This window comes from Cloacibacillus sp. (assembly GCF_020860125.1).
GTDB lineage: Bacteria > Synergistota > Synergistia > Synergistales > Synergistaceae > Cloacibacillus.
Genome location: NZ_JAJBUX010000053.1, coordinates 1 through 12741 on the forward strand (window position 1 = coordinate 1; position 12741 = coordinate 12741).

The window sequence follows — 12741 nt, forward strand, 5'->3', positions numbered from 1 at the left end:
GGCTTGGAGAGCGCCGCCGTATCGGTCTTCACCGCCGGCCGTTCCGGCTTCGGGTTGGAGAGATAATCTTTTTTCACCGTGAGGGTAAACTGATCGCGTATGCCGCTGCCGTCCCTCGCCTCCACGGTTATCACCGCCTCGCCAGCAAAAAGCGCCGTGATCTCCCCGCTCTGCCCCGTGACCGCCGCCACCTTACTGTTGCTGCTGCTCCAGACGAGATCTTTATTTGTGGCGTCCTCCGGCAGCACTTCGCAGGAGAGATTAAAGGCCTCGCCCTCTTTCAGCGACTGCAGGGCGTTTGTTATCTTTATTGATTTTACGGGAACGGTGTTTTTTACCACCGTGAGGGTAAAACTTTTATTGACGCCGCTCCCGTCGGCGGCCTTCGCCGTGATCTTGGCGCTACCGGCGGAGCCCGCCGTTATCATTCCATATTTATCAACGCTCGCGAAGGCGCTGTCGCTGTGCCAGATGATTTCTTTGTTTGTGGCGTCGTCCGGCAATACGATATATTCAAGCTGGCAGGTCTCGTTTTCGCCGAGAGATTCAGGTATGTTGCTTATCTCGATAGACTCAACGGGGATATTCTTTTTCTCCACCGTCACGCTGAACGACGTCTTAAAACCACCGGCGTCTTTTGCCGCTGCCGTTATCTCCGCGCTGCCGGCGGCGAGCGCCGTTATCGTACCGGTCTGGTCTACCGACGCGACTTCAAGGTTGTCGCTGCTCCACGTTATGCCCTTGTCATCCGCGTTCTCCGGCACCACCGTATAAATAAGCTGGAAGGAGCTGCCCTCGGAGAGCTTTTCCGGAATTGATTCTATATCTATTGAGGTTACATTTATCGTTTGGTTGCTCGTGACCCTAACGGCGGCGGAAAGCGCCGGGGCCAATAACGGATTGGAGGAGGTGTCTGCGGTATCGCCGGCCAGACGCAGAGGTACGACGTCGCTTTCCCCAAACTTTGTGGCGGTGAGTATCAGGGAGGCGCCGACGTTGAATACGCCCTTGTTCGTCGCCGAGATTATGGTGTTATTATCAGCATCCTGCGTTAAGGTGACACCGGGAACATCGCTGGTTTTCCATTCGGAAACCGCCGCAGGATCATTGCCGGGCCAGGTACGGAAGATAGAATTGGCCGCGCCTGCTTCTCTATCAAACGAGAGGGAGGCGGGGTCGACGGTGTAGGCGCAGACCTGATTCGTTATGCTGTCAAACCCGGTAGTTTCAGTACCCTGCTCTGACTGATAGCCGCCTATAGCCTCATATTGGCCATTCTTTAACCATCCGCAATTTATTATCGTTCCCCAAGTGTTTCCAACGATGGCACCTACATCAGAAGTCGCTCCTTTTACCGTACCAGTAAAGAAACAATTTTTAATTGTGCTGTTTGTATTTGTCTGTTTTCCAGAAATACCGCCAACATAACACGAAGTTGCTTTAGTACCAGTTATCTTACCTTCCGCAACACAATTCGCAATAGTTATATTACTTATTGCCCTATCATGATTATTAAAACCGCTGATACCGCCTACACACGATGCACCATCCACATCTACGTTTGCTATACAGTTTATTATCTGTGTTCCACTATACGCATAGCCTGTTATACCGCCGCTCTTCTCGCCATATCCGTAAATGCTTCCACTTGCCATACAGTTAGCTATTATGGTGAACGAAGATTGTCCAACGATACCACCTGCATTATTCTCACTGGTATTATTGGGGGCAGTTTCCAATTTCACGTTCGACACACAGTTAATAATATGGTTTTCCCAATCAATCCCATTCGGCATAGAGTAACCGGCAATCCCACCAGCGTTAGATAGGGCTTCGATAGTCCCTTCTGACACACAATTTTCTATGTGGCTGCCGCCGCCAACTATGCTCGCGTATGACATCATTCCAGCTATCATACCGACATTAGACTTGCCGGGAGTATTGATATTACCTGATACTGTGAGATTCTTTATAACAGCGTTTTCTATCAGACCGAAAAAACCAGCCCTATTATTCTCCGGATTCTCAATGCTCATTCCCGTAACTGAATATCCCTGTCCGTCAAAAGTACCTTTAAAGGGGTTGCTGTTGATTCCGATTGGAGTCCACTCAGTACCGTCTAAAACAATATCCGCCACTAGTTTGGCATTGACAATTTTCCCGCCGGCACAATTTACTTTATCGCGAAATTCCTCAAGCTGCTTAATGTTAGATATCTCAATGAAAGCGTCCCCCCCCCCGTCTGCAAACCCACAGGCAGAAAAAGACAACAGCAAAGTACTAACCATCCACAGAACGGATAAAGAACGTCCGATCTTCATAAAGATATTCCCCCATATAAAGTTATTTGTACTAAAAAACGGAACAGCTGCCGCAGACAGACACAGAATCTCTCAAGTATTCCCCAAATCGATACTTTAACGAGAAATTTTCATATATTTGCCTACAACAAACGTCACACAAAGCATAGCCTTTTTATCGAGGAAAAGAACAGTAAAAATACTGTTGACTAGAATAATTACATTTTAAATCAAAAAATATTCTCGGCAGCCGCGAAACAGATGGCCGCCGAGATCGGATTCATTATATCTAAAAAATATTTTTGTCCAGCTTTACTTCGCCTCTTTGGGATCTTCTTTGACCAGCTCTTTGAGCGAGGCGGCAAGCCCCGCGAGTCCCTGTATCTCCGAGGGAATGATGATCTTTGTCGCCTGTCCGTCCGCGGCCTTGCCGAAGGCTTCGAGGCTCTTGAGCGCCACCACCTCTTTGGATGGGGCCGATTCGTTGAGCATCTTGATACTGTCGGCTACCGCGCGCTGTATGGCGAGGATAGCCTCAGCCTCACCGGCCGCCTCGCGTATCTTCTGCTCCTTGACGGCGTCGGCGCGCAGTATCGCCGATTCTTTTTCTCCCTCGGCGATGAGGATCTTGCTCTGTTTCTCTCCCTCCGCGAGCAGTATCGATTCACGTTTCTCGCGTTCGGCCTTCATCTGGCGCTCCATCGCCGCCATGATCTCCTGAGGCGGCACGATGTTTTTGACCTCCACCCTGTTGACCTTGATGCCCCATTTATCGGTGGCCTTGTCAAGCGTCTCCGTAATGGTGGAGTTTATCTGGTCTCTTGAGGTCAGGGTGTGGTCCAGCTCCAGTGAGCCGATTATGTTTCTCAGCGTGGTCGCGGTGAGGTTTTCTATAGCCGAGAGCGGATATTCCACACCGTAGGTAAGCATCTTGGCGTCCGTCACCTGGAAAAATACCACCGTGTCTATCTGCATCGTAACGTTATCTTTGGTGATGACCGACTGCGGTACAAAATCCACCACCTGCTCCTTGATCGATACCTTGTTCGCGATGCGGTCCACAAATGGCAGTTTGACATGCAGCCCCGCGCCCCAGGTGCAGAGGTAGGTCCCCAGCCGTTCCACAACGTAGACGCTGCCCTGCGGCACAATGCGGACGTTGGCCATGACGATCATTATCAGCACAAATACAATGAACGTTAGAAATATTGTTGAAAGCATTTAATTTTCCTCCTCTTTATCAGAAACCTTTTCCACTATCAGCTTTACGCCGCGCAGTTCTTTGACAAGGACGACAGCCCCCTTATCAAGTTTAGCCCCGTCAGCGCTGCGCGCCGCCCACTCAAGGCCGTTCGCCAGGACGCGTCCCTTTTCCAGGATATTATCTATCGGCGAGACCACGACCCCTTTCTGCCCGATCACCAGGTCGGCGTTCGTCGGAGTTTTTTCCACGTGCAGGATGTTTTTCAAAAACGGGCGCGTGAAGATCATCGCAACGACGCTGGCGGCGATAAATACTATGATTTGAAGATTGAAACCAATACCAAAGGCGGCTGGCAGCATCGTCACCAGCGCGCCGATCGAAAACCATATCGAGACAAGCCCGACCGTCGCCGCCTCAAAAATTCCGGCGGCAACCGCGACGATCAGCCAGAAAATCACCGGATTAGCCGTTATCAGATCCCAAAGTCCTCCCATTTTATCCCCCTCTTCTAAAGACGCCGTCCGCCAAAAGACCGCTCACTTTCAATATCTACTCCTTATAAGGTAGCATAACATAGTAAAGCCTTATTGGAAACATTTTGATTAAATACAGAGGGTAAAATTATGGTTGCCGTTTAATGTGATCTTCACGGACTTTAGAGCGAGGTTTTTATACGTTTGAATTATACGTGAATAGAGTTTTATACATGAAAAATATGAAATAAAAACAATATCTAAGCTTATTATGATGCAATTTCAAATTTAATTAATCTAAACTGATAAAACAATTTTTACAGCAACGTGGTTTCAAGATTATAATAACTGAGCAGATAATGAAGACGGAGGACGATTCAATGATTCACCAAAAGCTAAGAAACCTAAGGAAAAAATCAGGCATGCGCCTACAGGATGTCGCTGAGGCCACAGAGTTGTCTCCGGGCTACTTAAGCCAGATTGAGACAGGCAAGGTTGAACCATCTATCTCTCTTTTGAGAAAGCTGGCCGCGTTTTATAATGTCGGCGTCGTGTATTTTTTTACCTCGGACGAGGAGGAGAACATCCTCGTAAAGGCCGACAGCAGGCCTCGTTTTGGACGCCCCAACTCGCCGCTGGTCTATGAACTTCTTCGTAACAATATAAGCGGGATGGATTTGCAGGTGGCAATCATAAAAATCGCGCCACACTACGAAGAACCAGAAGGACTTTTTCTCTCTTGCCCAAGCGAAGAGTTTATATACATCCTCTCCGGCAAACTCGGATTTGAATATAACGGGAAAATGTATTACGCGGAGACAGGAGACTCTATCTGCTATAAAGCCCAAGTACCTTACAGGCTCTTCAATCCTACCTCTGAGATAACTGAGATTTTAGGCGTCGGAGCTCCTGTGTCCTCTTAGAAATAATTTCCTCGCAAAGGGATATACTCAAAATATAGCCGAGTAACCTCTTTACGAGGAAAAAACCAACTGTTTTAGCAAAACGCTTAGGCGGAAACTTTTGCCGTCGGTTTTGGCTTCTTGACAAATTTGACGTAGAAAACGGGAACTATATAGAGTATCCCCACGTAGGCGGCCACTTTAGTAACGACATTCACAAGTATAGAGAATGAACTGAATCCGCTGCCAAAATATGCCAATACAGAGACAACGACGATCACCCACGGATATGCCTTTGTCTTTTCTTTTGCGAAAACATTTGCCACAGACCAAACCAGTGGCGTGGTGGTGGTATATAACGCTGCCACCAAGATTACGCCATAGATTGCGCCTAAGAGCGGGTTTATTCTGCTGCCCAGATAGAGATTGGGAACCTCCATACCATCCAGAATAGAGACATTGGCAATAAACGCCAGCATCATCAAAATGGAGGCCAGAACATATATAGAAGCACCGATAATCACACTCTGAGTAAGTTGCTTTGTTGTAGCTGGATTTGTTGAGGCCAGTCCAGAAAGATAGGCCGCCTGAAAGAGAATACAATAAGAAAAATACATTATCGCCGCCCACAACCAGTTTCCACTTGGTTTCAGCATTTCGTGACTCTTCACATACTCATTGCCCGCGTTAAGCCCTGTGGAACCTGTTGCCAATGCAATAGCAGCGATTACTACGACAAAAACCATTATACACGGACCGAGGCTACCGATTACATCAACAGTCTTTCTCATCCCAAGAAGCCCTGTAATGAGAACCAGCACCGTCATTATAATGCGCCCTATTTCGTTGCCGACATTAAAATATTGCGCAAAGGCCGCTCCGGCACCAGCAATCATGAGACTAGCCATGCAAAATAGGTAGGCTAGCGAGAAGAAGAATAGTGCGTTTCCTAAGTACTTGCCACAATAAAACAGATAGACCTGATGAAGAGAGGTCAGACCAAAATCTCTGGAATCTTTAACGATAAAGGCCGCATAAGAGGCCCATAGCACCGCACTGATAAGTATTCCCAGTATCCCCACGTAACCATATGAGGTAAAATACTGCATCATCTCCTGTCCGCTGCCAAAACCGGATCCTGCCAAATAGGCCAAATAAGCGCCCGAGAGAATGAACACCGTTAAGAAACCTTTTCTTTCCAACATAATCCCCCCGTTCATGGTTTTTTAATACTGAGCGGCGGGGCAAAAGCCCCGCCATACACACTAATAGCTTAAACAAGCGTATCAATAACTTTCGCCCAACCGTTTTCCATCGTAGCGAGAAAATCGGTTACTGAATAGCCTCCACCAAGAACCTTAAGAGGCATAAAATCTCCAATAGGGTCATTGGCAGAACTGTTAAGCGTGACATTCACCTCTGCATACTGATTCGAAAGAGTCTTGCAGGTAGAAGAATTGTCCCTTGCGGTAACGCGCTGCGAGAAGATTCCAGGACCGTCAGGTCTGGGGATTGTCAGAAGGTTGAGGTGCGGATATGTGGTGTGCAGCTTTGGTACATTCTCCAAAGGCTTAGAGCAGTCCAGTTCAATGTCTATAAGCCGGACTTCCTTTCTTGTTGTTGTGCCGCGTATGATGTTACCATTTTTTTCCAGTGACATACGGGCATATTTCTTTGGATAACCCCAATATCTGCCAGTGGCGATCGCTACGTCGTTATCTTCCCATTCATACATATAGCATCCACCGTATATATCCTTATATTTGACCGTAAAAATTATTCCAGAGTCCATATATGGCAATTCAGGACTCTCAGTAAAGTCATTTACATAAATCATACAAATGTTGTTAACATATTCAAATGGTGTAGGAGCAAGGTGCCTGCGGATAGTATCTTCGTCAACCTCGCACATAGCATAGACCGTCCTGCTGTTTTTACAGCTATACGGTACCATCGGCTCAGGAACCAACGGAGACTGCACAGGCATATTATTAGCCCTTTGGATTTTAAACTCACGCATAACAAGTCACCCTCCTGAATCATATTTTTGTAATAAGTAAAAAATAAGCTTATTTTTTACTTATTACAAAATATTATAATTATCTAAGACTTCGTGTCAATTGGGCATTATGTACAAAAATCCAATAACAACGCATAGATAGTCACGTAAAAACAGGAATCTCTATTTATATTATTAATTGCGCAAAAATAAAGCTTTTACACAGGCCAGATATATACAATAGCGTAAACATTACAACATTGGCGGCCCAGCCATACAGCGCCGTGCCGCCAACGAATGATATCTTGAAAATAGGAATGATTTTATGGCAGTGAGCCGCGCGGTATTTACGAAAAATACTCCGTGACCTCCGCCAGCGTTGGGATCGAGGGAGAGGCCCCCGGCTTGGTTACGCTCAAAGCCGCCGCTTTGGAGGCCAGGTCCATCGCCTCCGGCACTGAAAGCCCTCTCATTCTGCCGCCGATGAAGAACCCCGCGAAGGTGTCTCCGGCGGCGGTCGTGTCGACCGTTTTTATGTGATAGGGACGCTGGCGCACGATCTCGCCGCCGCCAATATAAGCTGAGCCACGCTCACCCAACGTCAGGATGATCTCGGCGGCGGGGAATTTTTCGCTCAGCGCCGCCATAAGTTCCGCCTCCGCCGCGGGCGGCTCGTTCTCAATTCCCAGCAGCTGCGCCGATTCTACGCGGTTCAGCATAAAGCAGTCCACATATTCCAGGGGGAAGTCCAGGACCGAGACCTCCATCGGGGAGGGGTTCAGCACCACCCGCATCCCTCTCTCATGCGCCCGGCGGATGATGTATGGGATCTCGTTTATCTCGTTTTGCAGGACAAGGCAGTCGCCGCTTTGAAAACCGGCCAGGACTGTATCCGCCTGCTCCCGCGTCACGGCGCGGTTCGCGCCGCCGTACAGGATGATGCAGTTATCGCCCTCCGCGTCGTTTTGAATGACCGCGCTGCCCGTCCACACATCTCCCAGCACGCGAACGTATCCGGTATCGACGCCCGCGGCCTCCAGCTCTTTCAGCAAAAACAGGCCGTCCTCACCGATACAGCCGGCGTGGCAGGTCTCCGCCCCCGCCCTTGAGAGGGCTATCGCCTGGTTCAGCCCCTTCCCTCCGCTGAAGATGCGTAGGGAATCTGCGGAGATGGTCTCTCCCTTTTTTACGAAATGACGTACCTTATATGTATAATCGATATTCATTGAACCAAAACATAATACCCTTGCCATCGTCTTCCTCCACGCAGCAAAAAATATTTCGCTTTACATTACGCGACATATTTACTCTAACATAGGCGGCGGCAAAAAGATATGGACCGTCATGGCGAACGATGGCAAGGCTTATTGTATTCCGCCGCGCTATCGGCCCGACAGATAAAAATAAGGCCGCCCTGCTGCCGCGGAGCGGTCTTAACATTCGGACAGTATCGCCTGTCATGCCTGATTTTGTCTCACATATCAGCAGAAGATACGCGCCACATATATCCATAACGGGGCGGTCACGGCAAAGAGTATCGTGCTGACCGCCAGTGAGGAGGTGCCGATCTGCACGTAGGTCTGGTATCTGCTGCCGATTATGATGCCCGAGAATACCGGCGGCAGGGCGCCGCAGAGTACGAGCATCTGCAGTTTATCCGGCTCCATGCCAAGCACTTTGCCAAGAACAAGCATCGCCAATGGCATCAGGATAAGTTTTACCGCGGAGTTGTATATGACCTCTTTGTTGATGGTGAACGCGTGGTAGGAGAGCGTAAGGCCCGCGGCAAAGACGGCGACGCCGGCGTTCGCTTTGGCGATAAGCTGGAAGATCGGGTCGAATTCGGAGGGGAAATGTACGCCGGCCAGCACAATGATCACCGCGATAATAGGCGCCAGAACGACAGGCTCTTTTATCGCGTTTACAAACGCCTCGGCGTGCGACGCCTTCTGCCCGTTTTTGCCGCCGGGGTTGAGCAGGAATAGGGCGATCGGGATGGCGATGGCGTTGACGACGATCGCGACGACGGCGACGACAAGGGCGACGGTCGTGCTTGCGCCGTAGATCGGTTCAAGCACGGCGAAGCCGAGAAATCCGATGGTCGGCGCGCCGCCGATCAGGCTGCTTATAGCCGCCTCCGCCTTGGTATGGTGGAAAAACTTCTGACAGGAGAAGTATGCCCAGAACTGAAGGCCGATGATCACCACAAGGCTTATCAGGAAGAGCTTCAGGTCGGAGAAGAGCATCTCACGGCTGCCTTTGACGATGGAGACAAAGAGAGCCGCGGGCAGGGCGTAGTTCAGAACCAGTTTGTTGAACGCCCGCGAGTCTTCGTCCGTAAAGTATGCCTTTTTACCAGAATAGTAACCCAGCGCCATAATGACGATTATTGGCAGCAGGTCTTTTATAATTATATTCCACATAGGGACATCCCCCTTTTTATTTTTATATCGCCGCGGCGGATAGAGGCTTCCGACTTCTTCTCAGCCGCGGCCGTTTTATTATTTTTTACGCTCCCGCCCAACGATCAGGGGAGTTAATGCGTACCGGTCACCTTCGGATTAAGGTTGCCGATATGTCCGCTTTCCGTGCCTACGGAGGGGTCGATGACGACGTTGATCAGCGTCGGCCTCTTGGAGGAAAGCCCCGCCTCCAGCGCCTTTTTCAGTTCATCCGGCGTCCTGACGAAGTATGAGTCTCCGCCAAACGCTTCGATGATCTTATCGTAGTGCGCGTTCGGATCGAGCGTCGTCGGCGACGGGTCGGAACCGCCGGAAAGGTTGGGGCTGTCTCCCTTGTAGATACCGCCGTTATTAAAGACCATGATCGTCACCGGAAGTTTGTAGCGGCAGATGGTCTCGGCCTCCATGCCGTCGAAGCCGAAGGCGCTGTCGCCCTGGATCGTTACGACCTGCCGCCCCGTGGTCTGCGCCGCGCCGACGGCAAAACCGAGTCCGACGCCCATGACTCCCCAGGTGCCGCAGTCAAGGCGGTGGCGCGGCTTGAATATCTCAATAACGTTGCGCGCGTCGTCAAGGGTGTTCGCGCCCTCGTTGACAAGATAGATATCCTGGTGGTTTTTGAGAACCTCGTTGACGGCGTTAAGCGCGTTGAAATAGTTCATCGGGCTTGTGAGCTTGTTAAGCTTTTCCGCCATCTTCGCGTCGTTTTTCTTTTTGTCGGCCTCTATCATCGTCCACCAATCGGGGGCGGCCTTCACCGCGTGCTTGGCAAGCCCCGCAAGCAGCATTTTCATACTTGAACAGATATCGCCGACGACGGGGGCGTCTATCTTACGGTTGCTGTCGATCTCTACGGGGTCGATCTCCAGCTGGATGAGCTTGCCGGCGGGATTCCAGTGTTTGCCCCTGCCGTGGTTCAGCATCCAGTTGAGACGCGCTCCGACAAGCATTACGACGTCCGCGTTTTCCATCACCAGCGAGCGCGCGGCCGCGGCGCTCTGCGGATGGTCGTCCGGCAAAATCCCCTTCGCCATCGACATCGGCAGGAACGGGATGCCGGTCTTCTCGATGAACGCCCTGATGTCGCCGTCGGCCTGCGCGTAGGCGGCGCCTTTGCCTAAAATCATCAGCGGCCGCTTGGCGCCGGCAAGCAGCGTCAGCGCCTCCTCCACCGACTCCGGAGAGGGGGCCGCGCCGGCGGCTGGGACCTTCGTGACAAAGAAGTTCTTCTCTATTTCGCCTTTGTCGACGATAGTCTCCAGCATCGCCGTCGTCAGATCCAGATAGACGCCGCCGGGGCGTCCAGATACCGCCGCGCGGATCGCGCGCGCGATGCCGACCGCGACGTCTTCGGGCCGGTTGATACGGTATGCGGCCTTGCAGAATGGCTTGGCGATATTCATCTGGTCAAGCCCCTCATAGTCGCCCTGCTGCAGGTCGATGATATTGCGGTTGCTGGAGCCGCTGATCTGGATCATCGGGAAGCCGTTGACCGTGGCGTTGCACAGCGCCAACAGCCCGTTAAGGAATCCGGGAGCCGAGACCGTCAGGCATATACCCGGTTTTTTGGTGAGATAACCGCTGATGGCGGCGGCGTTTCCGGCCTGCTGCTCATGCCTGAACCCGATATATCTGATACCAACCTCCTGGGCGTGGCGCGCCAAATCAGTCACCGGTATTCCCACGATCCCATATATTGTATCTATTCCGTTGCGCTTTAAAGCGTCAACGACCACATGCATGCCATCGGTCAAATTTGACTCCTGGCCTGTATTCTGTGTTATTGCCATTATGTATCACCTCTCTAAAATCTAAAAGCAATAGAGTCTTTCGGCAGACAGGTCCTGCGGCGTGATGCCGTGAACGCCGCAAGACCTGTGCATATCCCTCTGCTATTTTTCAGCTTTGCTGATAATATTGCCCTTTGCGCGCATCGCCTTGATCTGCTCGTCGGAATAGCCGATCTCCTTGAGTATCTCGTCGGTGTTTTCGCCAAGCAGCGGCGCCGGCCGGTATTCAGGCTCGAAGGAGGAGAACTTGGGCGGGCAGCCGATCGTGTAAAATTTGCCGCGTTTCGGCTGGTCGATCTCCACGATCGTATTGCTCTTGCGCAGAGACGGGTCCTTTTCGATTTCAAGCATGCTTAGGACCGGCCCGCAGGGGATGCCTCTGGCGCCCAGCTCTTTTGTGAGCTCGTACTTGTCTTTCGTCTTGGTGTACGCTTCGACCGCGGCGTAAATTTCCGGCTTCACCTTTTGACGCGCCCCGGGGGTGTTGTATTTGGGGTCGTCGATCCATTCGGGTTTGCCGATCGTGCGGCAGACCTCGGCGAAATCTTTGAATTCGTTCTGAACGACGATATAACAATAGGCGTTCGGGTCAGTCTCCCAGCCCTTGCACTTGTAGCACCAGCCGAGAACCTGCCCGCCCTCGACGTTGCCGGCGCGCGGCACGGTGTCGCCAAACTTGCCGTTGGGATATTCCGGCAGGTGTTCCAGTACATGCGTGTGTTCGAGAACCTGCTGGTCGCGGACTTTGATACGGCACAGATTGAGGACGGCGTCCTGCATCGACTGCTGGACAAAGCAGCCCTCGCCGGTTTTTTCGCGCTGCATTAGAGCCGCCAGCAGACCTATCAGCAGGTGCATGCCGGAATTGCTGTCTCCCAGAGCCGCTCCGGACTGTGTTGGGATGTCGTACTCCCCCTCCCACCAGCCGGTTGTGGACGCCGCGCCGCCGGCGCACTGCGCCACCGGCTCAAAGGCCTTGACGCTGGCAAATTCAGAATCCTCGTTGAATCCCTTGATCGTGCCGTAAATGAGACGGGGATTGAGCTTGTGGACCTCCTCCCAGGAGAAGCCGAGCTTGTCGGCCGCGCCAGGATGCAGATTTTCTACGAAGATATCCGCCGTTTTAAGAAGTTTCGTCAGGATTTCTTTGCCCTCCGGCGTCTTGATATCAAGCTCGATCGAGCGTTTTGACGAGTTCAGCGTCAAATAATAGAGCGCGTCGAGACCGGGGATGTCTATGACCTCGTTACGTGTCGGGTCCCCTGAACCCACTCTTTCGATTTTTATTACATCGGCGCCCAGCCATGCCAGCATCTGCGTACATGACGGTCCAGATTGAACTTGAGTCCAGTCTATCACTTTGATTCCCGCAAGCGGTGCTATCATTTTAAAAACCTCCTTAGTAGTTTAGAAATGATTTGTTTCATATTGTTATTATAGTTGCGGAATATTTATACTATACAGCAGTATTATATAAAGCATAGTGGTCAGTTTTACCCAAAAAGAAAGGTGTAAACTTTAGATAATATTGCCATTACAGATACGTATATCATGAGGTGGCTTTTAATATAAAAGTATTTAATTTGATATCTTATTATTATAAATACAGTC

General features: G+C 50.8%; 10 protein-coding genes and 1 pseudogene. 1 reads left to right on the forward strand and 10 read right to left on the reverse strand.

The features are described 5' to 3' along the window. The 4 genes and pseudogenes from LIO98_RS06820 to LIO98_RS06830 all read right to left on the reverse strand — a co-directional run. The coding region (locus LIO98_RS06820; protein ID WP_291954604.1) for an Ig-like domain-containing protein at positions 1–1553 on the reverse strand (1553 nt) is incomplete at its 3' end. A gap of 93 nt (positions 1554–1646) precedes the next feature. Then, positions 1647–2321, reverse strand: a pseudogene (locus LIO98_RS15405) (hypothetical protein); the annotation flags it as partial. A gap of 291 nt (positions 2322–2612) precedes the next feature. Next, on the reverse strand, positions 2613–3521 hold the full coding sequence (locus LIO98_RS06825; RefSeq protein ID WP_291954607.1) for an SPFH domain-containing protein: 909 nt from the start codon (positions 3519–3521) through the stop codon (positions 2613–2615). Further along, positions 3522–3998 carry an NfeD family protein gene (locus tag LIO98_RS06830; protein ID WP_291954610.1) on the reverse strand — a complete coding sequence of 159 codons (477 nt, stop codon included), beginning with the start codon at positions 3996–3998 and terminating at the stop codon, positions 3522–3524. A gap of 359 nt (positions 3999–4357) precedes the next feature. On the opposite strand from LIO98_RS06830, the gene LIO98_RS06835 reads away from it, so the two are divergent. Next, positions 4358–4900, forward strand: a complete 543-nt coding sequence (locus LIO98_RS06835; RefSeq protein WP_276797537.1) for an XRE family transcriptional regulator — start codon at positions 4358–4360, stop codon at positions 4898–4900. An 86-nt stretch (positions 4901–4986) separates the two neighbouring features. On the opposite strand, the gene LIO98_RS06840 is transcribed toward LIO98_RS06835, so the two are convergent. The 6 genes from LIO98_RS06840 to frc form a co-directional block, all read right to left on the reverse strand. Continuing rightward, positions 4987–6081, reverse strand: coding sequence for a hypothetical protein (locus LIO98_RS06840; RefSeq protein ID WP_291954617.1), 1095 nt, complete (start codon positions 6079–6081; stop codon positions 4987–4989). Between the two features lie 71 nt (positions 6082–6152). Then, a complete protein-coding gene (locus tag LIO98_RS06845; protein ID WP_291954620.1) occupies positions 6153–6899 on the reverse strand; it encodes an acetoacetate decarboxylase family protein in 747 nt (248 codons plus the stop codon). 326 nt (positions 6900–7225) lie between these two features. Then, a complete protein-coding gene (locus LIO98_RS06850; RefSeq protein ID WP_291954623.1) occupies positions 7226–8131 on the reverse strand; it encodes a ribokinase in 906 nt (301 codons plus the stop codon). Between the two features lie 228 nt (positions 8132–8359). Then, the gene (gene yfdV, locus LIO98_RS06855; RefSeq protein ID WP_291954626.1) at positions 8360–9301 is read right to left on the reverse strand and encodes a transporter YfdV; all 942 of its coding nucleotides are present in this window, start codon (positions 9299–9301) and stop codon (positions 8360–8362) included. 113 nt (positions 9302–9414) lie between these two features. Continuing rightward, entirely contained in the window at positions 9415–11130 is a 1716-nt protein-coding gene (oxc, locus tag LIO98_RS06860; protein ID WP_291954628.1) for an oxalyl-CoA decarboxylase, read from the reverse strand. Between the two features lie 102 nt (positions 11131–11232). Next, complete coding sequence (frc, locus tag LIO98_RS06865; RefSeq protein WP_291954630.1) at positions 11233–12516, reverse strand: formyl-CoA transferase; 1284 nt, start codon at positions 12514–12516, stop codon at positions 11233–11235. Between the last annotated feature and the right edge of the window lie 225 nt (positions 12517–12741).

Bases quoted from the DNA above. Each gene is read 5' to 3' on its own strand.
- frc (WP_291954630.1), bottom strand. From the start codon at position 12,516: ATGATAGCACCGCTTGCGGGAATCAAAGTGATAGACTGGACTCAAGTT.
- LIO98_RS06830 (WP_291954610.1), bottom strand. From the start codon at position 3,998: ATGGGAGGACTTTGGGATCTGATAACGGCTAATCCGGTGATTTTCTGG.
- LIO98_RS06835 (WP_276797537.1), top strand. From the start codon at position 4,358: ATGATTCACCAAAAGCTAAGAAACCTAAGGAAAAAATCAGGCATGCGC.
- LIO98_RS06825 (WP_291954607.1), bottom strand. From the start codon at position 3,521: ATGCTTTCAACAATATTTCTAACGTTCATTGTATTTGTGCTGATAATG.
- oxc (WP_291954628.1), bottom strand. From the start codon at position 11,130: ATGGCAATAACACAGAATACAGGCCAGGAGTCAAATTTGACCGATGGC.
- yfdV (WP_291954626.1), bottom strand. From the start codon at position 9,301: ATGTGGAATATAATTATAAAAGACCTGCTGCCAATAATCGTCATTATG.
- LIO98_RS06850 (WP_291954623.1), bottom strand. From the start codon at position 8,131: ATGGCAAGGGTATTATGTTTTGGTTCAATGAATATCGATTATACATAT.
- LIO98_RS06845 (WP_291954620.1), bottom strand. From the start codon at position 6,899: ATGCGTGAGTTTAAAATCCAAAGGGCTAATAATATGCCTGTGCAGTCT.